This is a genomic window from Mycoplana sp. 10N416 (assembly GCF_056394765.1).
Window position 1 is genome coordinate 21,940 of sequence record NZ_JBFTIM010000003.1, and the last position, 24,839, is coordinate 46,778.

The 24,839-nt window shown below is 63.5% G+C and carries 22 protein-coding genes; 5 read left to right on the forward strand and 17 right to left on the reverse strand.

The annotated features are described in order from the left end of the window. Positions 1–13: 13 nt before the first annotated feature. The 4 genes from AC1DDS_RS07315 to AC1DDS_RS07330 form a co-directional block, all read right to left on the reverse strand. Positions 14–1,618: a 5-guanidino-2-oxopentanoate decarboxylase gene (locus AC1DDS_RS07315; RefSeq protein WP_477478278.1), complete on the reverse strand. Its 1,605-nt coding sequence runs from the start codon at positions 1,616–1,618 to the stop codon at positions 14–16. A 40-nt stretch (positions 1,619–1,658) separates the two neighbouring features. After that, positions 1,659–2,393, reverse strand: coding sequence for an amino acid ABC transporter ATP-binding protein (locus tag AC1DDS_RS07320; RefSeq protein ID WP_310422448.1), 735 nt, complete (start codon positions 2,391–2,393; stop codon positions 1,659–1,661). 24 nt (positions 2,394–2,417) lie between these two features. After that, positions 2,418–3,161, reverse strand: coding sequence for an amino acid ABC transporter permease (locus AC1DDS_RS07325; protein ID WP_477478279.1), 744 nt, complete (start codon positions 3,159–3,161; stop codon positions 2,418–2,420). 121 nt (positions 3,162–3,282) lie between these two features. Continuing rightward, on the reverse strand, positions 3,283–4,104 hold the full coding sequence (locus tag AC1DDS_RS07330) for a transporter substrate-binding domain-containing protein (RefSeq protein WP_477478280.1): 822 nt from the start codon (positions 4,102–4,104) through the stop codon (positions 3,283–3,285). A 173-nt stretch (positions 4,105–4,277) separates the two neighbouring features. Between AC1DDS_RS07330 and AC1DDS_RS07335 the strand changes: the two genes are divergently transcribed. After that, complete coding sequence (locus tag AC1DDS_RS07335) at positions 4,278–4,859, forward strand: cupin domain-containing protein (protein WP_310422439.1); 582 nt, start codon at positions 4,278–4,280, stop codon at positions 4,857–4,859. 47 nt (positions 4,860–4,906) lie between these two features. Here AC1DDS_RS07335 and AC1DDS_RS07340 read toward each other — a convergent pair whose 3' ends face one another. From AC1DDS_RS07340 to AC1DDS_RS07380, 9 genes are all read right to left on the reverse strand, one after another. Beyond that, on the reverse strand, positions 4,907–5,296 hold the full coding sequence (locus tag AC1DDS_RS07340) for a RidA family protein (RefSeq protein ID WP_310422436.1): 390 nt from the start codon (positions 5,294–5,296) through the stop codon (positions 4,907–4,909). A 24-nt stretch (positions 5,297–5,320) separates the two neighbouring features. Continuing rightward, positions 5,321–6,544 (reverse strand): NAD(P)/FAD-dependent oxidoreductase, encoded by a 1,224-nt coding sequence (locus AC1DDS_RS07345; RefSeq protein ID WP_477478281.1) that lies wholly within the window; start codon positions 6,542–6,544, stop codon positions 5,321–5,323. 373 nt (positions 6,545–6,917) lie between these two features. Further along, a complete protein-coding gene (locus AC1DDS_RS07350) occupies positions 6,918–8,279 on the reverse strand; it encodes an FGGY-family carbohydrate kinase (protein WP_477478282.1) in 1,362 nt (453 codons plus the stop codon). 8 nt (positions 8,280–8,287) lie between these two features. Then, entirely contained in the window at positions 8,288–8,602 is a 315-nt protein-coding gene (rhaM, locus tag AC1DDS_RS07355) for an L-rhamnose mutarotase (protein ID WP_477478283.1), read from the reverse strand. Positions 8,603–8,610: 8 nt separating this feature from the next. Next, entirely contained in the window at positions 8,611–9,615 is a 1,005-nt protein-coding gene (locus AC1DDS_RS07360) for an ABC transporter permease (RefSeq protein WP_477478284.1), read from the reverse strand. Further along, positions 9,615–10,592, reverse strand: coding sequence for an ABC transporter permease (locus tag AC1DDS_RS07365; protein ID WP_477478285.1), 978 nt, complete (start codon positions 10,590–10,592; stop codon positions 9,615–9,617). Before AC1DDS_RS07365 ends, AC1DDS_RS07360 begins: the two co-directional genes overlap by 1 nt. After that, positions 10,589–12,115: a sugar ABC transporter ATP-binding protein gene (locus AC1DDS_RS07370; protein ID WP_477478286.1), complete on the reverse strand. Its 1,527-nt coding sequence runs from the start codon at positions 12,113–12,115 to the stop codon at positions 10,589–10,591. Before AC1DDS_RS07370 ends, AC1DDS_RS07365 begins: the two co-directional genes overlap by 4 nt. Positions 12,116–12,348: 233 nt before the next feature. Beyond that, positions 12,349–13,338, reverse strand: coding sequence for a rhamnose ABC transporter substrate-binding protein (gene rhaS / locus AC1DDS_RS07375; RefSeq protein ID WP_477478287.1), 990 nt, complete (start codon positions 13,336–13,338; stop codon positions 12,349–12,351). Positions 13,339–13,382: 44 nt separating this feature from the next. Further along, on the reverse strand, positions 13,383–14,195 hold the full coding sequence (locus AC1DDS_RS07380; protein WP_310422414.1) for a DeoR/GlpR family DNA-binding transcription regulator: 813 nt from the start codon (positions 14,193–14,195) through the stop codon (positions 13,383–13,385). 202 nt (positions 14,196–14,397) lie between these two features. Between AC1DDS_RS07380 and AC1DDS_RS07385 the strand changes: the two genes are divergently transcribed. From AC1DDS_RS07385 to hutC, 3 genes are all read left to right on the forward strand, one after another. Next, positions 14,398–16,491, forward strand: a complete 2,094-nt coding sequence (locus AC1DDS_RS07385; protein ID WP_477478288.1) for a bifunctional rhamnulose-1-phosphate aldolase/short-chain dehydrogenase — start codon at positions 14,398–14,400, stop codon at positions 16,489–16,491. 29 nt (positions 16,492–16,520) lie between these two features. Beyond that, entirely contained in the window at positions 16,521–17,810 is a 1,290-nt protein-coding gene (gene rhaI, locus AC1DDS_RS07390; protein ID WP_477478289.1) for an L-rhamnose catabolism isomerase, read from the forward strand. A 290-nt stretch (positions 17,811–18,100) separates the two neighbouring features. Continuing rightward, on the forward strand, positions 18,101–18,883 hold the full coding sequence (gene hutC, locus AC1DDS_RS07395; protein WP_477478624.1) for a histidine utilization repressor: 783 nt from the start codon (positions 18,101–18,103) through the stop codon (positions 18,881–18,883). Between the two features lie 9 nt (positions 18,884–18,892). Here hutC and hisC read toward each other — a convergent pair whose 3' ends face one another. From hisC to AC1DDS_RS07410, 3 genes are read right to left on the reverse strand one after another with little or no spacing between them, the layout of a single operon-like run. After that, a complete protein-coding gene (gene hisC / locus AC1DDS_RS07400; RefSeq protein WP_477478625.1) occupies positions 18,893–19,993 on the reverse strand; it encodes a histidinol-phosphate transaminase in 1,101 nt (366 codons plus the stop codon). A gap of 49 nt (positions 19,994–20,042) precedes the next feature. Continuing rightward, positions 20,043–21,152: a 2Fe-2S iron-sulfur cluster-binding protein gene (locus tag AC1DDS_RS07405; RefSeq protein WP_477478290.1), complete on the reverse strand. Its 1,110-nt coding sequence runs from the start codon at positions 21,150–21,152 to the stop codon at positions 20,043–20,045. Positions 21,153–21,165: 13 nt separating this feature from the next. Further along, positions 21,166–22,218, reverse strand: coding sequence for an aromatic ring-hydroxylating dioxygenase subunit alpha (locus tag AC1DDS_RS07410; RefSeq protein WP_310422396.1), 1,053 nt, complete (start codon positions 22,216–22,218; stop codon positions 21,166–21,168). A gap of 129 nt (positions 22,219–22,347) precedes the next feature. On the opposite strand from AC1DDS_RS07410, the gene AC1DDS_RS07415 reads away from it, so the two are divergent. After that, positions 22,348–23,277, forward strand: a complete 930-nt coding sequence (locus tag AC1DDS_RS07415) for a LysR family transcriptional regulator (RefSeq protein ID WP_477478291.1) — start codon at positions 22,348–22,350, stop codon at positions 23,275–23,277. A gap of 151 nt (positions 23,278–23,428) precedes the next feature. Here AC1DDS_RS07415 and AC1DDS_RS07420 read toward each other — a convergent pair whose 3' ends face one another. Further along, positions 23,429–24,775 carry a formimidoylglutamate deiminase gene (locus AC1DDS_RS07420; RefSeq protein ID WP_477478292.1) on the reverse strand — a complete coding sequence of 449 codons (1,347 nt, stop codon included), beginning with the start codon at positions 24,773–24,775 and terminating at the stop codon, positions 23,429–23,431. Positions 24,776–24,839: the final 64 nt, after the last annotated feature.

Genomic DNA, 24,839 nt, shown 5'->3' on the forward strand with positions numbered 1-24,839 from the left:
GCTTCGCGTTTGACTAGGGCTTTCCGGTCAGGAAGGCGGCGCCTTCCCGGATCTCCAGCACGCTCGGCACGGTGCGGGTTGCGGCCGCGGCCAGCTCTGCCCGCAATTGATCGAAACTCTCGATGTGCGCACCGTGGCATCCGAAACCGCGCGCGATCGTCACAAAGTCGGGAACGACAAGGTCGACCCCAAGTGGCGCTATCCCGTCGGCGGCCATGCAGTTGCGAATTTCGCCGTAGCCGTCGTTGTTCCACAGCAGCACGATGACGGGCTGCTGCGCCTCGACTGCGGCCGCGAGTTCACCGATCGAAAAGAGCACGCCGCCGTCGCCCACCAGGGCAATGACGGGGCGCTCACCGACGCCGATTGCAGCGCCGATCGCAGCCGGAAGACCATAGCCGAGCGTGCCGTATCCGGTGCTCGCATTGAAGAAGGACCTGGGCTGGCGCGCGCGGAAGAACTGGTTCGCCGCATAGACCGTCTGGGTCGAATCCCCGACGAAGACTGCATCGGGCAACGCCGCGTCGACGGCCTCCATCAGGCGGCGATAGGGCTCGATGCCCGGAGGCAGTGCTTCAGCGCCCGCGGCACGGAGCGCGGAGGCGCGTCGCACACCCTCACCCTGTTCACGTGGCGTTACACGATCGGTCAGGCCCTGGAGTGCGGCCGCCGCATCGCCGAAGAGAGGCAGATCGGCGAAGGGGCGCCGCGTCAATTGCTCGGAATCGATGTCGATCCGGATCAGCTGGCCGGAAACAACCGGCTCGACCGGAAGCGGATACATCTCGGTCTCGCCGAGTTCCGTGCCGACGGCAAGTACGACGTCCGCGCAGCGCAGGGCCTCGAGCATCGGCGATGCCCCCAGATTTTCCCCTGCCAGCAGCGGATGGCCCGGCGGCAGGATGCCGCGACCGTTGACCGTCAGGATTGTCGGCGCGTCGAGAATCTCGACCAGCCGGCGCGCCTCGGCCGCTGCCGAGACTGCACCCCCCCCGAGCACGACCAGCGGCGTACGTGCCCGCCGCAACATCTCGGCCGCCGCATCGAGTGCAGCCGCCGCCGGCGCTGGTCGGGCCGGCAACGGCGAGACGGCGAGAGGACCGTCATCGACCACGGCCGCAAGCACGTCGACCGGAATTTCCAGGTAGACCGGCCGGGGACGACTGCCGGAAAACACTGCCATGGCTCGCGCCATCGCTTCGGGAAGCTGTGCCGGGCTCAGAATGGTCTGGCTGAACGCGGATACTTCGGCCGCCAGGTTGCGTTGCGCCCGCAGTTCGTGCAACGCGCCGACCGGCGATCCAAGCTGGTCACGCGGACAGACGGTCGAGATGACCAGCATCGGCACCGAATCCGCGTAGGCCTGCCCCATGGCCGTGAGGATGTTGGTCAGGCCCGGCCCGCTTACGGTGAAGCAGGCGGCGACCTTGCCGGTGGCGCGTGCATAACCGTCCGCCATGAAGCCTGCCCCTTGTTCATGGCGGGGCGTGATATGACGGATCGTCGAGCCCGCCAGGCCGCGATAGAGCTCCACATTGTGGACCCCGGGAATGCCGAAGATCACCTCGATCCCATAGGCTTCCAGCAAACGGATGGTCATCCCTGCACAAGTCGGCATGGCCTCGTCCTTCAATTTTTCGGGGATGCAGTGATTGCTGTCAGTGCAGCAGCTGCGAGAGGAAATTGCGTGCCCGATCCGACTTCGGGGCGTCGAAGAACTCATCAGGCGGCGCCACCTCGACCACCTGCCCGGCGTCCATGAAGATGATGCGGTCTGCGACCTTGCGGGCAAAACCCATCTCGTGGGTGACGCACAGCATCGTCATTCCGCCGCCCGCCAGCTCGACCATCACGTCCAGCACTTCCCCCACCATCTCCGGATCGAGCGCCGAGGTCGGCTCGTCGAACAGCATGACTTCCGGCTCCATGCAGAGAGCGCGGGCAATCGCCACGCGCTGCTGTTGGCCGCCGGAAAGCTGGCTCGGCATCTTGTGGGCCTGGTTGGCGATATGGACCCGCCCCAGCAGCCGGATCGCGGTCTCCTCGGCTTCGGCGCGCGACTTGCCGCGCACTTTCATTGGCGCGAGAACGCAATTCTCCAGCACCGATAGATGCGGGAAAAGATTGAAGCCCTGAAACACCATGCCGACTTCGCAACGGATCGTTCCAACATTCTTGGTGTTGCCGTCCAGTTCGACATTGTTGACATGGATCGTGCCGACATCATGCGGCGACAGATGGTTGATGCACCGGATCAGGGTGGATTTGCCGGAGCCGGACGGTCCGCATATGACAATTTTCTCGCCCTTGCTCACCGACAGGTTAATCCCCTGGAGAACCTGGAAGGCACCGTAGTTCTTGCCGACATTGGTCAGCCGAATGATCTCGCTCATGAATGTCTCCTTGTTCCTATGGCCTCAGGCGCGGCGCATCAGCGCCATGGCCTTCTGAACGGCGCCGGCGTCGCCGGCGGCCTCGACTCGGGAGCGATCCCAGCTGTACTTGCGCTCGAGCTTGCCCTGCAGGAAGACCAGCGTGTAGACCATGATCAGGTAGTAGACGAGCGCTGCAGCGTAATACTCAGAGAACTGGAACGTGGTGGAAACCGCGCGTGAGGCGGCGCTCATCAGTTCCTGCAGCGAGATCACCGAGGCGAGCGATGTGATCTTCAGCAATGTGATGAACTCGTTGGCGGTCGGCGGGATCGCCACCCGCATGGCCTGCGGCAGCGTCACATAACGGAATATCTGGAAGCGGCTGAGGCCCAGCGCCTTGCCGGCATCTTCCTGACCCGGATCGACCGCCTTCAGCGCCGCCCGGTTGATCTCGACCTGATAAGCTGCCTCGTTCAGGCTCAGTGCGATCCAGGCCGCGAGGAACGGCGTGAACCACGGCTCGCGGAAAATGGGGAAGAACTGCGGCAGCGCGTTCCAGACGAACAGCAGTTGCAGCAGCGTCGGCGCACCGCGCAGAACGCCCACAAGTCCCTTCAACGTTTTCGGCAAAAGGCCGCCCCCGCGGTTAATGGTCACCGCCACAGGGATCGAGATCAGGATGCCGACGCCATGCGACAGGACCGACAGGATGACGGTGATGCAAGCGCCGCGGAAGAACGCCTCCGACGTGAGCGCACCCCAGAAGGCTGAAAAATCGAAAGTCATGTGAACTGGCCTTGGTTTTCTCGGGACCGATGCGAAACCAGGACACGGCCCGCGTACTGCGCGGACCGGCCATGAAAGGCGCGAAGACGGCTGGAGCCATCCTGCGCGCGCTTGCGCCAAATTACTTGGCGACGGCGATCGCCTCCGGCGACAGCTGCCATTTTTCGGTGATCGTCTTCAGCGTCCCCTTCTCCGCAAGAGCGGCGAGCGCTGCCTCGACGGCCTGCTTGTCGTCGCCGTTGCGACGCAGGTAGACGCCGAACCGGTCCTGACCCGGGAAGGTATAGACAATCTTCAGCTGCCCGGGCTGCTGGAGCTCGCGATAGGCAAGCTCGGTGTCCTGCGAAACGGCGGCGGCGGCGCGGCCCACCAGAACCTGCTGGATGACGTCCGTCTGCTTCGGATAGGTCTGGATGCTGATTTCCGCCTTGCCGTCGGCCTTCAGCTTGGCGCTGACCTTCTCAAGCTCCTCGACATAGTGCGTTCCCGACTGCACGGCGACGACCTTGCCGGCAAGGTCAGCCGGATCGGCGATGGCCAGATCGCTCTTGGCAGACGTGAAGGCGACGAGGGCGGTTCCGAGGTAGGACGCAGCGTCGTAGGTCTTGGTGCGCTCCTCGGTGACGAGGATGCCGCTGATGACGGCGTTGCAGCGCTGCGCCTCGAGGCCTGGAAGAAGGCCGGTGAACTCCGACACGACGATCCGCGGCTCGACGCCCCAGTGTGCAGCCAGCGCCTCAGCCACGTCAATGTCGTAACCGACCGGCTTCTGATCGCCGGCCGCCTCGAAGAATTCCATCGGCGGGAAAGTCGCGTCCGTGCAGACGACAAATTCACCCTTGTCGATGAAGCTCGGACGGATTTCTTCGGCTGCCAACGATACGGCCGTCGACGCGGCCAATGCCGCAAGCGCGATGCACGAAATTTTGGTTGCGTGAGCCACTGGTTTCCTCCCCTTTGGCAAAGTCGTAAAGCCCGACCTGTTCGGGTTGGATATAGGGCTCTCATAAAGTACGCTATGTGTCAACTAAGTTCTTTATTGGCGAACTTCTATTGCACTGGCTTGGGGTTCGCTGGTATCTTCGCAGTCGGAAGAGACTCATTTAAGGTAGTTCCATGGCAGACACCCCAACCTCCAAAGCCGGCGCAAAGCCGCCGCCGCGCATCGGTCATGTCTTGCGCGAAAGACGGCGCCAGTTGGACATGACGCTCGAGGCCGTGGCCGAAGCCACATCCCTGACAAAGGGCTTTCTGAGCGACATCGAGCGCGACAAGACATCGCCGTCGGTCGCATCACTGGTGAAGCTTTGCGAAGTGCTGGGCCTGCCGGTCGGCGATCTGTTCAATTCCCCCGAGTCGGCTGTCGTGAAGGCCGAAGAACGAACCCCCATCAAGTTTGGCGGGACTGGCGTCTCCGACCATCTGCTGACCCCCAGCGGGAGCATGCGGCTGCAGGCGATCTGGAGTGAGATTGAACCGAAAGGCACCGGCGGCGAGCAGCTCTATGCGCTGCGGGCGGAAGAGGAGTTCATCATCGTCCTGTCAGGAGAGCTGGCCCTGAAGCTGGAGGACGAGACGTTCATCCTGCGCGAAGGCGACGCCATGACATTCGACCCCCGACGCCCGCATACCTTCTACAACCCTTCCGAGACCGAGCCGACCGCCGCGATCTTTGTCATGACGCCAAGACCCCGGTGAAGGCACTGGGGCTTGGGGCCGCCTCTGGCGCCCCCAAGCCGACGGCATCAGGGTTCGCGGGCGGCGACCGCATCGATCTCGATCAGCAGGCCGGGAGCGACAAACCCCGAGACAATGACGACGGTCGAGGCAGGCGGCGGTTCCGGCATGCGCAGATCACGCCATTTCTTGTAGCCGCCGACATGTTCGGCACTCGTGAGGAAGCCTTGCACCTTAACAAGATTGGCCATCGTCATGCCGTGGTCGGCGAGCAGCCGCTCGATGTAGTCCCAGGTCAGTTCGGCCTGGCGGTCAAAATCGGCGGGAATACTGCCGTCGGCCTCGAGGCCCACCTGACCGGACAGGAAGAGGTACTCGGCATTGCGCTCGACGCGCACCGACTGCGAATAGCGGCTCGGCGGCACGGGCACGCCAGCGGGATTGCGAAAATCTGCCATAGGTTCATTTTCCTTTCGTGCGGTTCAGGATGTGGGTCGCTCCAGCCAGTCCAGCAGGCGATAGAACTCGCCGACGACCGGCAGGAACCAGGGATGGCCCTGGTATCCGGGCATGGTGGTGAAGCGGGTGCGGGCAAAGGCGGTATCGCCGCCCCGCCCGAGGATGCGCCGGCCGATACGGTCGCCGAAATAGCTCATCAGGGCGACGCCCTGGCCGCAGCAACCGAGCGCGAAATGAATGCCTTCATGCTGGCCGACATGCGGCACCTTCTGGAAGGTGAAGGCCACGCTTCCGGTCCAGCTGTGCGCCACCCGCGCCTTGGCGAGCGAGGGGAACACCGTGGACATCGCCGCATGCAGACGTGCCGCGCTTTCGTTCGTGCTGATCGGACGGAAGCTGGTGCGTCCGCCGAAGATCATGCGCGTACCGTCCGGCGACAGGCGGTAATAGAACAGGTTGCGCTTGGTATCCTGGATCATCCGTGCGGCCGGGATCAGGGCGCGCAGTTCGGCCGGATCCATCTGTTCCGTGGCGATGATGTAGCTGCCGATCGGGATCACCCGGCGCCGGAACCAAGGCATGCCCGGATCGGTATAAGCGTTCGTCGCTACCACCACCTGCCCGGCCTGCACACTGCCGCGATCGGTATCGACCGTGTAGCCGGCACCTTGCCGATATGTCCGCCGCACACGGCAGCGGCTGCGGAAAGAAACGCCCGCAGCGCGGCACGCAGCCACGAGCCCTGCGTGATACTTGGCGGGATGCAGCCCGCCCGCCATCGTCGTCGTGCGTCCGCCATAGTAGATGCCGGAGGCAAGTTCTCTCTGTTGCTCGGCCGCCGGCACCATCTGCGTCTCTACACCCAGGGCCGCCAATTCCTCGGCCTCGCGCGCCAACCCGTCGTAGTGCTTGGGCGCATAGGCGGCAAAATACATCCCCATGCGCTCGTAGTCACAGGCGATGCCCTTTTCTGCGATCGACTGCTCGAGGAACAGGACGGAATCCTGCGCCTCCTGAAACAGCGCGTTGGCCGTGTCGCGGTCATAAGCGGCACAAAGCTCCTTGTGCGACAACTTCAGCGTCCCGGACACCATGCCGCCGTTGCGGGTGCTGGCGCCGAAGCCGAGGTCGTCCGCGTCGATGACAACAACGGAGAGGCCACCCGACGCCAGCCGGTGGGCAGCAGACAGCCCTGTGTAGCCGGATCCTATGATGGCAACGTCACAGGCGCCTGGGACGGGTTCCATATCGGTTGGAGGGCTGGACTCGCGGACCTGCCACCAATACGGATCGCTTGCTATGTCTTGGAACCGTGCAGTTTGCAAAAGGTCGCCCTCGCCTATAAATGAACTTTATTCGTTTATAGCGAACTTTTTGAAATGGGCAAGGGTTCGTCGATCCGCTCGCCTTGAACGGAATCGAACTGCAGGCCGGCGGTGAGAAAAAGCTATCTCACGACCACGATTTTCGCGGCTTACGGCGCGGAGAGTGCCCCACATTCCGAGAACATGCAGCCGTCTTTATAGGGTTATCGCGCGCCCTGAAAAGCTTGTGACAGGCTCTTGCCGTTTTTTGATCGAGCATTCGTCAGCCAACGATTGAAGTCCTTCGTTGCCGGCTTCAATCGCCTGCGAGGCTCCGCCATTCTTCGACATAGACTGCCGCCGCCTTCGGGAGCGACGCCTCGACCGGTCGCAACCGCGGCTTCATGACACTTTCAACTGCGAGGCACGCCGCACCGACGCTGGTGCCGGTCGCGCTTTCGCCGACCAGCACATCGCGGCTGGTGGCCGTCTTCAGCATCACAAGGTAAGGACCATTCGCCGCAAAGGGCCCTTCGACGATGACGGGTCCGTCCGCGCCAATCAGCGACAGGCACGTGGCAGTCATCAGGGCCAGGTGGAAGGCGATCACGACCTGGACCTCGTCGTCGCTCAATGCGTCGCGATCGACGGTCCATCTTGCCTCGCGCCCGGGATAGGGCCCGGAATCGCCGGGGATGGATGGGAGCAGCATTGCCCGGCGCGCGAGAACCGATGTAATCGCCGCCACGCCGATCGGAGCGTTCGTGCCGCCAAGCAGTGAGAACGCCCGGCCGCCCATGAAGCGGGCCGAGGGCACCGGATCGCCGAGTGCATTGACGTTGACCAACGTGTCGCGCTGCTCATCGAGCGCCGTCGGCTTTGCTCCCATCGCCATCGACACGACCCAGGTACCGGTCGACACGACGGCATAGGGCGAGGGCATCGTCAGGACATAGGGAAGCAGCGAGGCATTGGAATCGTGAATACCGCAATAGACGGGCGTGTCGGCGGCAAGGCCGGTCGCCGCCGCGACCTCCTGCTTGATCTTGCCGAGTATGTCGGACGCCTTGTGCAGCGGAGGCATGAGGCGGGCCCAACCTTGCCTTTCGACCAGCGTCGAAAAGCAGCGGTTCTCCGGTTCCCACAGATCGGCATGGCAACCAAGCGACGTCACCTCGCTGCTTGCAACGCCCGTCAGCCGCAGGGACCAATACTGGGCATACATGAGAATGGCAGCAGCGTTTGCGAAGCCTTTAGGAAAGCGGCGCTGCTGCCAGTAGAGCTGCATCCCGGCATTGAGCCCGACCGGAAGCCTTGGCGTGCCGGTTTCGGAAAAGGCAGGCCGAAGCGCCTCATATTCATCACGCAGATCCTGTGGCCCGACATGTTCATAATCGAGCACCGGCAGGGCCAGATCGCCGTTCGCATCGACCAGCACGGCGGTCGCCCCGTGTGTCGTGACCGAGATGCGGTCGATCCGCCGCTCGGCATTGAGTTCCTTCAGGCTCTCCAGAGTGAAGGTCCAGAGCCGTTCCGTGTCGAAATGCGGATAGGGCGGCGCATCGACGACGCCGTTAGGCGTCGTGCGCACGGCGACCTCGCCAAGAGTGTCCCCGTCGACGAGCACCACCTTGGCATTCGTCTTGCCGATATCGATGACGGCGATCGTCCTTGCCATTCTCCGGCTCACTCCATCTGGAAGACGGTGCGGAGCGGAACGGCGACCGGTTCGTTGTCCGGTTTCGTTTCCATGACGTCGGCCATGTGAGCCCACCAGCGCTTCATCACCGGATGTTGCGGCAGCCGGTCCATGGCATGGTCGTCGCGCCGCCACAGGACGCCGAACAGAAGGTTCGTCTCCTCGTCGAGGTGGATCGAGTAGTCCGAGACGCCCGCTTCTTTCAGCAATGCCGAAAGCTCCGGCCAGATTGCGTCGTGGCGCGCCTTGTATTCCTGGGCCATGCCGGGGTTGAGGCGCATGCGGAAGGCATATTTTTCCATACCGGTCCTCAGTGGCTGAAGCGACGCTTGAAGCGGCCGTACAGGATGGGCAACGCGATGACAGAGATCAGAAGCAGGCCGATGAAGATCGACATGACGATGCCCGGCACGTTCAGCAGGCCGAAGCCGAAGGTGACCATGCCCATGATCAGCGCCGCCAGCACCACGCCGCCGATCGTGCCCGATCCGCCGAGAATGCTGACGCCACCGAGAACCACCATCGTCACGATCTCGAGCTCCCAGCCGAGCGCGATCGACGGGCGAGTCGAACCCAGGCGCGAGGTCAGGCAGATCGAGGCGATGGCCGACATCAGACCGGTCAGCAGGAAGAGTATGAACTTGACCCGCGCCACCCGGACACCGGAGAAGAGCGCCGCCGTCTGGTTATTGCCGATCGCGTAGACCGCACGACCGAAATTCGTCTTGTGCAGCAATACCGCATAGAAGATCGCGAAGCCCAGGAACAGGCAGAACTCGAAGGAGAACACCCACCAGACATAGCCCTGCCCGAAGAAGGAGAAGCTTGCCGGATATTCGGTAAACGCCTGGTCGCCGAGAATGATGAAGGCGGTGCCGCGGAACAGGCTCATCGTGCCGATCGTGACGACGATCGAGGGCAGGCCGAGGCGGGTGACGAGAAGACCATTGATCGCGCCGCAGGCAAGCCCGACCGCAAGTCCGACCACCACAAGCGCCGGCGTATCGAAGCCCTGTGTCGCCGCGTAGCCCATGGCCGTTGAGGTCAGTGCGACGATCGCCGCGACCGACAGGTCGATCTCGCCGGCAATGATGACCAGCGCCATGGCAAAGGCGATCATCGCCTTTTCGGTGAAGTTGAATGTCGCGTCGGACAGGTTCCACGGATCGAGGAAGTAGGGGGACGCCAGCGAATTGGCGATGAAGATCAGGATCGCCACGACCACGAGTAGGCTTTCCCAGCTCTTCAGGAAGCGGGCGCCGCGACTCTGCAGCCGGTCGGGAATGTGGCGCGTCTGGATGTTCGCCTCGGACATCAGTGCGCCTCCGCCTTCTTCAGAATGACCCTGCCCTTGCGGCGCTCGGCGCGGGCGTTGACGGCAACGGCGATGATGATGACCGTGCCGGAAATCGCCATTTGGGCGAAGGGCGAGATGTTGATGACCGGAAGCGCGTTCTTGATGACGCCGAGAAATAGGGCCCCGAGGACGGCGCCGGGTACCGAACCGATGCCGCCGGCGATCGAAATGCCGCCAATCACGCAGGCGGCGATGATGTCGAGTTCGAAGCCGAGTGCGATGTCCACATAGGCGACCGCATAGCGCGACACCCAGAGATAGCCGGCAAGTCCCGCCAGCGTACCGGACAGGCAATAGGCAAGGAAGCGGGTGCGGCCGACATCGATGCCGGTATAGATCGCCGCATGCGGATTGCCGCCAACCGCATAGAAGGCGCGGCCGAGCGCGGTCCGGGTCATGACGACGAGCATGATGGCGATGATGACGATGGAGAACCAGGAGAGCGTCGGAATGCCGAAGAGATCTGCCCGCGGCAGCCCCTTGAAGGCCGCACTCATCTGGTGGGCGTTGATCCACTGGCCGCTGGTCAGAAGGAAGATGGTGCCGCGATAGATCGTCAGCGTGCCGAGCGTCACGACGATCGGCGGAATGTCGAGCTTCCAGACCAGGAGGCCGTTGATCGAGCCGAGGAGCGCGCCGAGCGCCATGGCCGCAAGAATGATCAGCGGGATCGGCAGGCCGGGATGCGCCAGGTTGATCAGGCCGGCGACCATGCCGCACAGCGCGAGATTCGCCGCCATCGACAGGTCGATGCAGCGCGTGAGGATCACCGCCATCTGACCAAGCGCGAGGATGATCAGGATCGAGGTGTCATTATAGACGCGGCCGAGATTGGCCGGCTGGACGAAGCCCGGGAAGCGCAGTGCGATCAGCGCGACCAGCGCCAGGATCGCCACGACCAGCAGGGCTTCGCGGTTCTTGAGAAGCATGTTCATTGCGCGGTCTCCGAAATGCCTGCGGCGGCGCGCACCAGTTTTTCCGCGGTGAGTTCGGCACGGTTGAACTCACCTGCCATCCGCCCCTCGCGCATGACGATGACGCGGTCGGACATGCCCATGATCTCGGGGATTTCCGATGACACCATGATGACGCTGAGCCCCTGGGCCGCAAGCTCGCTCATGAAGGCGTGCACGGCGGCCTTGGAGCCGATGTCGATACCCTTGGTCGGCTCGTCGAGAATGATGACCTTCGGCTTCGTCGCCAGCCACTTGGCGATCACCACCTTCTGCTGGTTGCCGCCGGAAAGCGTGCCGACATCCTGGTCGAGCGCGGCGGCGCGCAGATCGAGCCGGGCGGTGTATTCGCGCGCCAGCCTGAATTCCTCGGCCATCCGCAAAAATCCCGAACGCGACGTGCGGGTGAGCGACGGCAGGGTGACGTTCTGGAAGATCGGCATTCCGATGATCGCGCCCTGCCGGCCGCGCTCCTCCGGCACATAGACGATGCCGGCCTCGATCGCTTCGGCCGGCGAGCGGATGACCAGCACCTGCCCGTCCAGACGCACCGCGCCCGCGGACGGCCGGGTGATGCCGATCAGCGACTGCATGAACTCGGAGCGCCCGGCACCGACGAGGCCGTAGAAGCCGAGGATCTCGCCGCGACGCAGTTCGAAACTGATGTCCTCAAATTCGGTCGGATGGCGGTAGCCGGAGACGGTCAGCACCGGCTCGCCGATCTGAGCCTCCTGCTTGGGGAAGACCTGGCCGACGTCGCGGCCGACCATCATGCGCACGAGGTCGTCCTGGCGTGTGCCGGCGATCAGCCCCTCGCCGACCATGCGGCCATCGCGGAAGACGGTGTAGCGGTCGGCAATGCGAAAGATCTCGTCGAACTTGTGGCTGATGAAGAGGATCGCCTTGCCGTCTGCCTTCAGGCGGTCGATCAGTTCGTAAAGCTCATGGATCTCCTTGTAGGAAAGAGCAGCGGTCGGCTCATCCATGATAACGACGCGTGCATCGATCGACAGCGCGCGGGCGATCGCCACCAGATGCTTGCTGGCGATGCCGAGGTCGCGCAGGCGGATCGTCGGATCGAGATCGGCACCGACGCGCTGAAGCAGCTTGCGGGCATCGGCGTTCAGCTTCGCCCAGTCGATGAGGCCAAGCCGCGTGCGCGGCGCATGACCGAGGAAGATGTTTTCGGCGACGGAGAGTTCGTCGAACAGGACCGTTTCCTGATGGATCGCGGTGACGCCGGCCCTCGCGGCGGCGCTTGCGGTCGGGAAATGGGTCTCCGTGCCGTCGACGCGGATCGTACCGGCGTCCGGCTGATAGATGCCGGTGAGGATTTTCACCAGCGTCGATTTTCCTGCACCATTCTCGCCGACCAGGGCCGTCACGGAACCGGGATAGAGCGACAGTGAGACCTCGGAGAGCGCGCGCACGCCGGGGAAGGTCTTCGAGATCCCCTCCAGCGCGATCGCCGGCTTCGTCCGCGATGTGGTCGTGTCCTGCAACAAACGTTCATCCGCCGGGTTGGTTTGTCGAAAGCGGAGCCGCAAATCGCGCCGCGCTGCTTAGATTCTGCCCCTCACCCTAGCCCTCTCCCCGCGAGCGGGGAGAGGGGATACTGCCGCATATGCCGCACAGCTGGCGGCCGAAGCACCGCCACGGGGAGAAGGTGGCCGGCAGGCCGGATGAGGGGCATTGCAAGCCGTTGGCCCGCACACACTCCCGGCCACCATCCGCCAGATCAGAAGATCTTGGCGAATTCCTCGACGTTCGAGGCGTCGTAGACAAACGGGTCGGCCATTGCGCCTTCGTTCTTGTCGTCGAGCTTGACCTTGCCCATGCGGCCCATGTTCAGTTCTGCGCCGGGCTTGGCTTCTGCGCCACCGATCAGGTCGTTGGCGATCATGGTTGCCGAGTAGCCAAGGTCGATCGGGTTCCAGATCGCGAACGACTTGGACGAACCGGCCTTCACGTGACCTGCCATTTCGGAGGGAAGGCCGAGGCCGGTGACGTTGATCTGGCCGGTCTTGCCCGCGTCCTCGACGGCCTGGGCTGCGGCCACGATACCGACGGAGGTCGGCGCGATGATCGCCTTCAGGTCCGGGTAGGACTGGATGAGGCCTTGCGTCTCGCGATAGGACTTGTCGGCCAGGTCATCGCCATAGACGGTCGTCACGATGTTCACGCCCGCATAGTTCGGCAGGACCTTCTTCATCTCCTCGATCCAGGTGTTCTGGTTGGTCGCGGTGGCGGAAGCCGACAGGATCGCCACGTCACCCTTGCCCTCCGGCAGGTTGTCGGCGGCCATCTTGACGCACATGTTGCCGATCAAGGCGTTGGACGACGGGTTCAGGTGCATCAGGCGGCCTTCGGGGGCCACGCCGGAATCCCAGGAGATGACCTTGATGCCGCGATCCATCGCCTTCTTCAGCGCCGGAACGAGCGCGTCGGTGTCGTTGGCGGAAACAGCGATCGCGTCGACCTTCTGGGCGATCAGCGAGTTGATTACCTCGATCTGCGCCTCGGCGGTGGTCGTCGTCGGGCCGGTGTAGATCACTTCGACGTCGCCGAGTTCCTTGGCGGCTTCCTGCGCGCCCTTGTTGGCGGCTTCGAAGAAGCCGATGCCGAGTGCCTTGACGACGAGGGCGATCTTCTTGTCGGCTGCGTTGGCGGTTCCGGCAAGCGCCGTCGAAACGGCTGCTGCCATCAGCAATGCTTTCCAGATCTTCATGTCCAAGTCCTCCCTGACTGGTTCGTTCCCCTCCCCTGCCGGCCCTATGCCTGCGAGGGAGCATTCTCCACCTGCACCGCCGCCCGAACGTCAGCGACGATCAGGTTGACGCCGGCATTTTCCAGCATCGAGGCTTCCCGGTCCTCGATGCCCGAATCCGTGATCACCGTGGCAATGCGCTTCAGCCCGCACAGGATCAGGCTGGAGCGCTTCCGGAATTTCGAGGAGTCGACCAGCACGACGAGATCGTCCGCCTGGTCGATCAGCTTCTGCTCGGCCTGAATGAGCAGCGGATCGGCCTCCATCAGCCCGAGTGGCCCAAGGCCCTGCGCCCCCATGAACATGCGCCGCGCATAGAAGTTGCGCGTCACGTCGTTGTCGAAGGGGCTGAGGATGATGTTCTGCTCGCGGTAGATCGTGCCACCCGACAGCATCACCGTGTTCTTGGAATGCTTCAAAAGGTGTTCGGCGATCGGAAACGAGTTGGTGAACACCTGCATGCGGCGGTTCGCCAGGAAATGCACCATTTGGAACGTCGTCGTGCCGCCATTGATGATGATCGGCTCGCCATCCTCGCAGAGCGCGACCGCTTCCTTGGCGATCGCCTGCTTCTGCTTGGCATGCAGCACCTCGTTGACGTGGAAGGGGCGACCGGCGAGCCCGGGAAACTGCGGTGGATTGATCGCCTCCGCACCGCCACGCACGCGTCGGAGGCGCTTCTGCAGGTGTAGGGCCGCAATATCGCGCCGGATCGTTGCCTCGGAACTGTCCGTCATCTCCACCAGGTCCTGCACCGTGACAACGGGCTTGTCCTGGACGGCCGACAGAATGACCCGATGTCGTTCCTTCTCGTGCATGGCTCCTCCTGATTGCCTCATGCTTCCATCACGACCGCGCAATGTCAATCATGAGCAATCATATTTTTTCATTGTGCAGCGCAGTATGACTGAATTTGATCGTTTGTGATTGACATTGTCGCGATATCCGTGAAATTTTACTCCATCAAATTCGACAGGCGACCGCCAGGGTCGCACGACAAACGACCGGGAGGAATTGCCGATGTTGGACAAGCAACAAGGGTCGCGCCTTGCCAATCTCTGGGACGAGGCGAAGGCCGCTTCGATGAGCGAATCCGAGCGTCTTCTCTATCGCTCCAACCTGCTCGGCTCCGACAAGCGCATCACCAACTACGGCGGCGGCAACACCTCGGCGAAGGTCATGGAGAAGGATCCGCTCGGCGGCGGGATGGTCGAGGTCCTGTGGGTCAAGGGCTCGGGCGGCGACGTCGGCACGATCAAGATGGACGGCTTCGCCACGCTTTATATGGACAAGCTCGAAGCCCTGAAGGGCCTCTACCGCGGGGTCGAGCACGAGGACGAGATGGTGGGCTACCTCCCCCACTGCACCTTCAACCTCAACCCGCGCGCTGCCTCGATCGACACGCCGCTGCACGCTTATGTGCCGAGGAAGCATGTCGACCACATGCACCCGGACGCGATCATCGCGATCGCCGCTGCGAAGAACAGCCGCGAGCTGACGCAGAAGATCTTCGGCGACGACATCGGCTGGCTGCCGTGGAAGCGGCCAGGCTACGAACTGGGCCTGTGGCTGGAAAGGTTCTGCAAGGAAAACCCGACGGCGCGCGGCGTCGTGCTCGAAAGCCACGGTCTCTTCACCTGGGCCGACACGGCCAGGGAATGCTACGAGACGACCGTCGAAATCATCAACAAGGCGATCGCCTGGTTCGAGGCGAACAACACCGCACCAGCTTTCGGTGGCGCGGTGAAGCCGGTGCTTGCCGCTGCCGAGCGGCGCGCGGTTGCCCGGAAGCTGATGCCGGTGATCCGCGGCATGATCAGCGCCGACGAGAAGAAGGTCGGCCATTTCGACGACAGCCAGGCGGTTCTCGATTTCGTCACCTCGAAGAACCTGGCAGCGCTCGCAACCCTTGGCACGAGCTGCCCGGACCATTTCCTGCGTACCAAGATCCGGCCGCTGGTCGTTTCCTTCGATCCGGCCAAGCCCGACGTGGATGCAACGCTTGCCGGCCTTGGCGATGCGGTCGCCGCCTATCGCACCGACTACGCCGGCTACTATGAGCGCTGCAAGCGCGCCGACAGCCCGGCGATGCGCGATCCCAACGCGGTCGTCTATCTCGTTCCCGGCGTCGGCATGATCACGTTTGCCAAGGACAAGGCGACGGCACGCATTTCGGCGGAGTTCTACGTCAACGCCATCAACGTGATGCGCGGCGCGTCCGGCGTCTCGACCTATGTCGGCCTGCCGGAACAGGAAGCCTTCGACATCGAATACTGGCTGCTGGAGGAAGCGAAGCTGCAGCGCATGCCGAAGCCGAAGAGCCTTGCCGGCCGCATCGCGCTCGTCACCGGCGGCGCCGGCGGCATCGGCAAGGCGACCGCCAACCGACTGATGGCGGAGGGCGCCTGCGTCGTTCTTGCAGACATCGACGTGGAAGCGCTGGCCGCGGCACAGGCCGAACTTGCCGGCCGCTACGGCAAGGATTTCGTCCGCTCCGTCGCGATGAACGTCATTGATGAGACGCTGGTCGAAAAGAGTTTCGCCGACACGCTCTCCGAATTCGGCGGCCTCGACATCCTCGTTTCGAATGCCGGCCTCGCCTCGTCGGCACCGATCGAGGAGACGACGCTCTCGCTGTGGAACAAGAACATCGACATTCTCGCGACCGGCTATTTCCTCGTCTCGCGCGAAGCCTTCAAGATCTTCCGCAAGCAGAGGTGCGGCGGCAACGTCGTCTTCGTCGCGTCAAAGAACGGTCTTGCCGCCTCTCCCGGCGCGTCCGCCTATTGCACGGCGAAGGCCGCCGAGATCCACCTCGCCCGCTGCCTGGCCCTTGAAGGCGCATCCGAGCAGATCCGCGTCAACGTGGTGAACCCGGATGCCGTTCTGCGCGGCTCGAAGATCTGGACGGGCGAGTGGAAGGAACAGCGCGCCGCCACCTACAAGACCGACGATCTGGAGGCGCACTACCGCGAGCGTTCCATGCTGAAGCTCTCGGTCTTCCCCGAGGACATTGCCGAAGCGATCTACTTCCTCGCCTCAGACATGTCGGCGAAATCGACCGGCAACATCATCAACGTCGACGCTGGCAACGCCCAGTCGTTCACGAGATAAGGTCAAGCCGGGGTTTGGGAGGAGCCAACATGAACATGATCTCGAAGGACGTGATCGCCGCCGAGAACGCGAAGCGCGCAACCGATCTGAAGAGCGACTATGCCCATCTCGGAGAACAGCTTGCCCGCCGCGGCGTCGATATCGATGAAGTAAAGAAGAAGGTCGCGGCTTACGCCGTCGCCGTTCCCTCCTGGGGGGTCGGCACCGGCGGCACGCGCTTTGCCCGCTTCCCGGGAGAAGGCGAGCCGCGCGACATCTTCGACAAGCTGGAGGACTGCGCCGTCATCCACGAGCTGACGCGGGCGACTCCGACCGTCTCGCTGCATATCCCTTGGGACAAGGTTGCCGACCTCGGAGCGCTGAAAGAAAAGGGCGAAGCGCTGGGCCTTGGCTTCGACGCCATGAACTCCAATACCTTCTCCGACACACCGGGCCAGGAGCATTCCTACAAGTTCGGCTCGCTTTCGCATGCCAATGCCGCGACGCGCCAGCAGGCGGTCGAGCACAATATCGAATGCATCGAGATCGGCCGAAAACTCGGCTCGAAGGCGCTGACGGTGTGGATCGGCGACGGCACGAACTTTCCGGGACAGGCCGATTTCACCAGAAGCTTCGAGCGCTATCTCGAGGCGATGAAGGCGATCTACAGACACCTGCCCAACGACTGGCGCATCTTCACCGAGCACAAGATGTACGAGCCGGCCTTCTACTCGACGGTCGTGCAGGACTGGGGTACCAACTACCTGATCGCCAAGGAATTGGGCGAGAAGGCCTATTGCCTCGTCGACCTCGGCCACCATGCACCGAACGTCAATATCGAGATGATCGTCGCCCGGCTGATCCAGTTCGGCAAGCTTGGGGGCTTCCATTTCAACGATTCCAAATATGGCGACGACGATCTGGATACGGGTTCGATCGATCCCTACCGCCTGTTCCTCGTCTTCAACGAGTTGGTGAACGCCGAAGAGCGCAAGGCCGAAGGCTTTGCCCCCGCGCATATGCTGGACCAGAGCCATAACGTCACCGACCCGATCGAAAGCCTGATGCGCAGTGCCACCGAAGTCTGCCGTGCCTATGCGCAGGCCCTGATCGTCGACCGGGCGGCGCTCACCGGCTATCAGGAAGGCAACGATGCATTGATGGCGTCGGAAACGCTGAAGGCTGCCTTCCGCACCGATGTCGAGCCGATGCTCGCCATGGCACGCTATGAAAACGGCGGGGCAATCGACCCGGTCAGCTGTTATCGCGCGGCGGGATACCGCGTGACGGTCGCCGCGGAACGCCCGGCCATTGCCAGCGGTGGTGGTGGGATCGTTTGAGGAATGATCGTCCAGGCGAGCCCCACTGCGACGCGGAGCTTCGGTCCTGCGGCGCGGCCTCAGATCATGCCCATCGTCGAGCATCGATCACACAAGTGGCTGAACAATCGCTCCGGATTTCAAAAGCGCGGTTCAAGGATTTAACCTGCATCACCGTTGGCGCCGCCGAGCTGGCGGCGAAAGTCGATCGGGATGCGCGAACCAGACCGCGCAGCCATTCAAGGCTCATTGAGGTTTCATTTAGTCGAGTTTCACCTAGGGTAGCAGTCGTAAAAGAATCTATTTCATATATGGAGCAAAGACCGATTGCCGTCGCGGCAACATTCACATCGGCTATTCATTGGGGGGAAAACGTGACGAAAGACGAAACGCTCGACCGTCGCATCCAGGAGGAGATCGAAGGTCGCATCGTTTCCGGCGATTGGCCGCCGGGGTATCGCATTCCCTTCGAGGTCGACCTGGCCGCGCAGTACGGCTGCTCGCGCATGACCGTCAACAAGGTGCTGACCCGGCTGGCCTCGGCGGGCCTGCTCGAGCGGCGCCGGCGATCGGGCACGGTGGTCACGCGTCCGGTTGCGCAATCGGCGGTGCTCGAGATCCACGACATCGAGTCGGAGGTCAGGAGCCTGAATCTCTCCTACGACTACCGGCTCGTGCGCCGCGTCCAGAGAAAGTTCCGAGCCGCCGACGCCGGGCGGCTGGCGCTGCCGCCGTCCGCCTCGATCCTCGAGCTGCACTGCATCCACCTCGCCGGCCGCAAGCCCTTCTGCCAGGAGGACCGCATTCTCAACCTCGATGCCGTACCGGAGGCCGCCGACGTTGATTTCACCGGCATCGCGCCGGGTCCCTGGCTGATCAACCAGGTTCCCTGGAGCACGGCCGAACACCTGATCAAGGCGGTGGCTGCGGACGAAGAGCAGGCCAAAGCGCTGGATATCGCCTCCGGCACCGCCTGCCTGGTCGTCGAGCGGCGCACCTGGAACGACAGCGGGCTGATCACCCATGTGCGGCTGACCTATCCCGGTGACCGGCATGCGCTGGTCGCGCAGTTCTCGCCACAGGCGAGGGTTTGACGATCCGCCTCATGCCGTAAGCCAGCGTCCGAGCGCGGCCAGGAACCGGTCATTTTCGGCGGGGCTGCCGACCGTGACCCGGACGAAGGTCTCAAAACCCTTCTCCTTCCACGGCTTGACGATGATCCCTTCCGACAGGAAGTGGTCCATCGCCGCCTGGCTGTCGCGGCGGACGTCAAGAAAGAGGAAGTTCGTCTGCGATTTCGGCGCGAACAGGCCCATGGCCGCGACCGCCGCCGCCATCCGCTCGCGCTCCGCCTTCACTGCGGCCACTGAGCGGTGCATCCAATCCTCGTCCTCCAATGCCGCGACCGCAGCTATCTGGGCCGCCGCATTGACGTTGAACGGCGTTTTTGCCGAGGTCATCGTCCGGGCCAGGCGCTCATCGGACGTGACGGCGTAGCCGACACGGAGCCCGGCAAGGCCATAGGCCTTCGAGAACGTGCGCAGCACCACATGCGAGAGCGCCGTGTCGCGCAAAACCTTGAGGCCGTCCGGGGTGTCGCCGTCGGTGAACTCGAAATAGGCTTCGTCGAGGACGAACAGCGTTTCCTGCGGCACCGCCGCCAGGATGCGCGACAGGCTAGCGTGATCGAGCGCCGGACCGACCGGATTGGACGGCGACGACAGGAAGACGATTGCCGGCTTCTCGGCCATTGCCGCGACGATCGCATCGATATCGAAGCCGAGATCCTCGGCCATCGGGACCTTGACGACGCTTGCGCCATTGGCGAGCGCCTCGATCTCGTGCAGTCCGAAGCCAGGCGAGACGGTGACGACCGTCGCCCCCGGCTGTAGCACGGCGCGGCAGATCGCGGCGATCATCTCCTCCGAGCCATTGCCGACGACGATGCGCTCGGGCGCAACGTCGAGCTTGGCGCCAAGTGCTGCGCGCAGCGCAACGCAAGCGGGGTCGGCGTAGCGCGACGGATCGAGCCCGGCGAGCGCCGCCGTCACCATCGGCGAACAGCCATGCGGATTCTCGTTGCTGGCAAGGGCCGCGATCTCGTCGCGGCCGCTCAGCTTGCGGGCAACTGCGATGTTCATTCCGGCATTGTAGGGCGGAAGGGCGGCGACATGCGGATTGAGCCGGATACCGGCATTGGTCATTTCGTTCACAGGCCCCTCCTCGGGCAATCAGAATTCAAGAACTCGGCGGTCAGAGGTCGAGCACGACGGACGATTTCGGCTTCGAGCAGCAGAGCAGCACGCGATTTGCCGGCACCTCGTCGAGCGGCTCCTCGGTATAGTCGACCTCGCCCGACACCAGGCCCTGCACGCAGCTGCCGCAGACCCCCGCCCGGCAGGAGAACTCCGCTTCGACGCCCTGCGTCTCGAGAAACGCCAGGATCGATTCGCTGGCCTCGTTCCAGGCAAAGCTGCGACCAGACTTCTCAAGAACGATGCGGATGCCGTCGCCGTCGTCGTTGGCGACCGGCGGTGCCTCCGCGACAACCGCGGCCTTCGCCGCCTGCTGTTCGGAGTCAGACAACAGGCTTGCCGGCCCGAAGAATTCGTAGGCGATGTTTTCCTTCTTCACCCCGAGGCCGAGCAGCAGCTTGTACATCGCCTGCATGAACGGCGGCGGGCCGCACATGTAGACGTCATAATCGTCGAGCGGCAGCAGGCTCTGGATGGTCTCCCGCGAGATGAACCCGGTCGAATGGCATCGCGCCTGCTGCACGTCGTCGTCGCTCGGGAACCGGTAGCAGTAATGCACCTTGATGCCGGACCTGTGGGCAGCCAGTGCCCGCACCTCCTTTTCGAGCGCATGCACCGCGCCGCTGTCGCAGGCGTGGATGAACCACACCGGCCGGTCGCTCTCGGTCGCCAGCACCTTCAGCATCGAGACGGTCGGCGTCAGTCCGACGCCGCCGGACAGCAGCACCACCGGGCGCTTGCTTTCACTGTCGAGCTTGAAGGCGCCGCGCGGGCCGTCGATCTCGACGACCGCGCCGGTCTCGATCTCGTCATGCAGCCAGCAGGAGCTGACCCCGTCCGGAGTTCCGGATGCGGGCGATGCCTCCCGCTTCACGGTGATCCGGTAGACCCCCTCCTCGCGCGGCGAGGAGGAGACCGTGTAGTTGCGCAGCACGTGGCCGCCGGTGCCCCGGTCGGGGACTCGAATTGTCAGAAATTGCCCGGCCTCGAACGGCCGCCAGTGCTGCCGTTCGAGCGGTGCCAGATGGAACGAGGTGATAGTGGCGCTTTCGCGCACTTTCGCCACCACCTCGAAGGGGCGGAACCGCGAAGCCTGGGCGTCCGACATCTGTCCTCAACCTTTATTCGGCAGCAGCCGGCGTCGATGCCGCGGCGGCCTCGGCCTCGGCGGCGATCATCTGCGCCAGCCTGCGGCGGAAGCGCATCGGACCGACGTCGATCTTCAGGTCGAGGTTCGGAGTCTGCTTGTTGGCCATGCCCTGGTGAACCGCTTCGAGAACCACGCGGTCCTCCTCGAAGGCACCGCGCACGGATTTCGCGAAGCTTGCCGAAACCTCGGCATCGTCAGGCGCGAAATTGCGCATCTGGAACCAGTAGTACTTGGTGTGGTTCTCATCGACCGGCGTCATGAAGTTGTAGCTGTCCATGAGGAAGGTATTGGCCGGCAGCTCCTTGCCTTCGCCGCCGGTATGGGCCGGTGCGAAGATCGCCTTGATGATGGCGTTGCTCGGATAGCGCACTTCATAGTGCTGCTTGCGGTCGGTATTGCCTTCGAACTGCAGGAACGGCGCATAGAACGGAGCCGGTTCGGAGTCGATCATCCAGCGCCAGACGGTGACGCCATCATCCTTGACGGTCGTTTCCAGCGGCGTTTCCTCGCAAGCCGAGCTTGCGAAGGACGACTGGTGCACCCAGGCGACGTGCGACGGGTCGAGCAGGTTGTCGGTCATGTACTGATAGTTGCACTTCAGCATCATCGATTCGCCACGGTTGACGCCCCAGGCGGGGTTGTCGAAGTGCTCGACCTCGAAGATGTCCTTGGGGTCGGCCTTGGCGGCATCGCCCATCCAGATCCACAACAGGCCGTAGCGCTCGTGCACCGGGTAGGAACGGACCCTGGCGACATGCGGGATGCGCTCTGCACCGGGAACCCGGGTGCAGGTGCCGGAACAGTCGAAGGTGAGCCCATGGTAACCGCATTCGACGTCGTCGCCCTTGATGCGCCCCATGGACAGCGGCAACTTGCGATGCGGACAGGCATCTTCGAGCGCGGCCGGCGTGCCGTCCTGCTTGCGGTAGAGAACCACGTTCTCGCCGAGAATGGTGACGGGCTTCAGCTCGCGGCTGACCTCGTGATCCCAGGCGGCGACATACCAAGCGTTCTTGAGAAACATTTCACCCTCATTATCATTGCAGTTAGGGGCAGTATCGGCCGGGCCAACCCCTGCGACAAGCTGTCCGGTATTGCGTTTTTGTTTAGATAATCTAAAAAGCGGGCAACTTGACGATTGAAAGTTTTCCCGATGTCGATGCCAACCTTGCGTGGCCTGCAGGCTTTCGAAGCCATCGGCCGCTGCGGCACGGTCAGCGCTGCCGCCCGCGACCTCGGCGTGTCGCCGGGCGCGATCAGCCAGCAGGTGCGCAATGTCGAGCAAAGCCTTGGCCTGACCCTGCTCGAGCGCAAGGGCCGCCGTGTGGAGCTGACCTCGTGGGGCCGGCTCTACTATGAGGAGATCGCCAAGGGCTTCCGACAATTTGCCCACGCCGCCGAGGTACTGGAGCGGGCCCGCAACCAGAGCGGCATCGTGCTCAGCGGCCTGACCTCGGTGATCAACAAATGGATCAGCCGCAAGATCTTCGACTGGCAGGCGCTGCACCCGGACGCCGCCATCCGCGTCATCGGCAAGGACGACGAGCCCCGCATCGGCTTCGACCAGGTCGACTTTCGCATCACCTACGGTCGCCGGGCGGCAGTTCACGAGCACTATACCGAGCTCTTCACCGACTGGGTGGTGCCGGTCTGCGCGCCTGGTCTCCTGTGGCAGCATCCACTCGAAAGTCCGGCCGATATCCTCAAATTCCCGCTGCTCAATGTCGAATGGGAAACGGGCTACCTACCGCCGCCGCAATGGAGCGACTGGGCAAGAATGGTGAACGCCAGCGGCGGGCAAAGGCTTTCCAGCCTGTCCTTCACGCTGTCGAGCACCGCGATCGACGCCGCCGTAAACGGTCGCGGCTTCGTGCTGGCGCAGGTGTCGATGATCGCTGACGAACTCGCCTCGGGCAACCTGCTCATCCCTTACGATATCCGCATGAAGCTGCCGGAAAGCTACTTTCTCGCCTGGGACCGGTCCGCGCTCGAAAAGCCGTTCGGATCCGCATTCCACAAATGGCTGGTGCAGATATCGAAGAAGCAGGCGCTTCTTTCCGCCCCGCGGCCGGAGGCAGCCTGATCTACGGAAGGCAGGCATCCGAACAAAAAAGATCGCGTGAATCCCTTTTCACGCGATCTGCTTCGGGCCTGCCGAGTTCGTGAGGACGCGACGAACTGATGTGCGGGTCGCAGGCCGAAGGTCATCCGGCCTGCGTGCTACTTGACGAGGGTCAGTTCGCCAGCAGGGCCTGCATGGTGGCCCGGAATCGCGTGGCGATCGCCTCGCGCTTCGTGTGCCGGCCACCAGCGACGACCTTCTTGCCGCGCGCCCAGACGCAGTCGACGCTGACGCCGGAGGCGAAGATCCAGCTGTCGAGCAAATGGTCGCCATCCAGATAGGGCACGGCCGCCGCATCGAGCGATACCAGATCCGCGGCAGCACCGGCGACCAGTTCCGGGCGGCATTGCAGGGCCGCGCCGCCGCCGGCCAGCGCCCGGTCGAACAGCGACCGTCCGGTCGAGCCGCCGGTCTCGGCGATCACGTTGCGGGCACGAAGCCCGAGTCGCTGCGAGTATTCCAGCAACCGCAGTTCCTCGGGAATCGAAATCAGGATATTCGAATCCGAACCGACACCGAAGCGTCCGCCCTCCTCGAGGAAGGCCGGCGCGGGGAAGATGCCGTCGCCGAGATTGCCTTCGGTCACCGGGCAGAGGCCGGCGATCGCGCCGCTCTTCGCCATGCGCCGGGTCTCGTCGTCGGTCATGTGGGTGGCATGGATCAGGCACCATTGGCCGTCGATCCCGGCATTGTCCAGCAGCCATTGCACCGGACGCGCGCCTGACCAGGCGATGCAATCCTCGACTTCCTTGGTCTGCTCGGCGACGTGGATGTGGATCGGTCCCTCGCCGGCCAGCCGAACGGCGATCTTCAGCTCTTCCGGGGTGACGGCCCGCAGGCTGTGCGGCGCGACCCCAAGGACTGCGCCGTCAAGGCGATCGGTCACGGTCCGGCAACCGGCCATCAGCGCCTCGAAGCGATCGGCCGTGTTGATGAAGCGCCGCTGGCCCTCGATCGGCGCAGTGCCGCCGAATCCGGAATGGGCGTAGAGGACGGGAAGCAGCGTCAGGCCGATGCCGGTCTCGGAGCTCGCCGCACCGATGCGCTCGACCATTTCGGCGATGTTAGCGTAGGGGCTGCCGTCCTTGTCATGGTGGAGATAGTGGAATTCGCCGACCCGGCAGAAACCGGCTTCCAGCATTTCCATATAGAGCTGCGCCGCGACCGCCTCGACATGCTCGGGCGTCATCGACAGCGCGAACTTGTACATCACCGTCCGCCAGCTCCAGAAGCTGTCGGAGGCCGGACCGCGCACTTCCGCCAGACCCGCCATAGCACGCTGGAAGGCGTGACTGTGCAGATTCGGCATTGCCGCAACGACCACCCGATGACGCTCGTCGCCGGCCTGCGGCGCGCTGCCTGCCTCGATCCTTTCGACCCGCCCGCCCGAAAGGGTCAGCCGCACGTCGCGCTGCCAACCGTCCGGCGTCAACGCCGCGCCTGCGTGAATAACTGTCATAAGGTCTCCTCTCGGGTCCGCCAGTGGATTGCAAATTTTTCCACTTGTCACTCGGATTAATATG

What these genes read in the sequence shown, in the direction of transcription:
- rhaI (WP_477478289.1), top strand. Translation starts at nt 16,521, where the DNA reads ATGAACATGATCTCGAAGGACGTGATCGCCGCCGAGAACGCGAAGCGC.
- AC1DDS_RS07340 (WP_310422436.1), bottom strand. Translation starts at nt 5,296, where the DNA reads ATGGCAGATTTTCGCAATCCCGCTGGCGTGCCCGTGCCGCCGAGCCGC.
- AC1DDS_RS07325 (WP_477478279.1), bottom strand. Translation starts at nt 3,161, where the DNA reads ATGACTTTCGATTTTTCAGCCTTCTGGGGTGCGCTCACGTCGGAGGCG.
- AC1DDS_RS07360 (WP_477478284.1), bottom strand. Translation starts at nt 9,615, where the DNA reads ATGTCCGAGGCGAACATCCAGACGCGCCACATTCCCGACCGGCTGCAG.
- AC1DDS_RS07420 (WP_477478292.1), bottom strand. Translation starts at nt 24,775, where the DNA reads ATGACAGTTATTCACGCAGGCGCGGCGTTGACGCCGGACGGTTGGCAG.
- AC1DDS_RS07415 (WP_477478291.1), top strand. Translation starts at nt 22,348, where the DNA reads ATGTCGATGCCAACCTTGCGTGGCCTGCAGGCTTTCGAAGCCATCGGC.
- AC1DDS_RS07410 (WP_310422396.1), bottom strand. Translation starts at nt 22,218, where the DNA reads ATGTTTCTCAAGAACGCTTGGTATGTCGCCGCCTGGGATCACGAGGTC.
- AC1DDS_RS07365 (WP_477478285.1), bottom strand. Translation starts at nt 10,592, where the DNA reads ATGAACATGCTTCTCAAGAACCGCGAAGCCCTGCTGGTCGTGGCGATC.
- AC1DDS_RS07315 (WP_477478278.1), bottom strand. Translation starts at nt 1,618, where the DNA reads ATGCCGACTTGTGCAGGGATGACCATCCGTTTGCTGGAAGCCTATGGG.
- hutC (WP_477478624.1), top strand. Translation starts at nt 18,101, where the DNA reads ATGGAGCAAAGACCGATTGCCGTCGCGGCAACATTCACATCGGCTATT.
- AC1DDS_RS07380 (WP_310422414.1), bottom strand. Translation starts at nt 14,195, where the DNA reads ATGCACGAGAAGGAACGACATCGGGTCATTCTGTCGGCCGTCCAGGAC.
- AC1DDS_RS07335 (WP_310422439.1), top strand. Translation starts at nt 4,278, where the DNA reads ATGGCAGACACCCCAACCTCCAAAGCCGGCGCAAAGCCGCCGCCGCGC.
- AC1DDS_RS07320 (WP_310422448.1), bottom strand. Translation starts at nt 2,393, where the DNA reads ATGAGCGAGATCATTCGGCTGACCAATGTCGGCAAGAACTACGGTGCC.
- AC1DDS_RS07405 (WP_477478290.1), bottom strand. Translation starts at nt 21,152, where the DNA reads ATGTCGGACGCCCAGGCTTCGCGGTTCCGCCCCTTCGAGGTGGTGGCG.
- hisC (WP_477478625.1), bottom strand. Translation starts at nt 19,993, where the DNA reads ATGACCAATGCCGGTATCCGGCTCAATCCGCATGTCGCCGCCCTTCCG.
- rhaM (WP_477478283.1), bottom strand. Translation starts at nt 8,602, where the DNA reads ATGGAAAAATATGCCTTCCGCATGCGCCTCAACCCCGGCATGGCCCAG.
- AC1DDS_RS07385 (WP_477478288.1), top strand. Translation starts at nt 14,398, where the DNA reads ATGTTGGACAAGCAACAAGGGTCGCGCCTTGCCAATCTCTGGGACGAG.
- AC1DDS_RS07345 (WP_477478281.1), bottom strand. Translation starts at nt 6,544, where the DNA reads ATGGAACCCGTCCCAGGCGCCTGTGACGTTGCCATCATAGGATCCGGC.
- rhaS (WP_477478287.1), bottom strand. Translation starts at nt 13,338, where the DNA reads ATGAAGATCTGGAAAGCATTGCTGATGGCAGCAGCCGTTTCGACGGCG.
- AC1DDS_RS07350 (WP_477478282.1), bottom strand. Translation starts at nt 8,279, where the DNA reads ATGGCAAGGACGATCGCCGTCATCGATATCGGCAAGACGAATGCCAAG.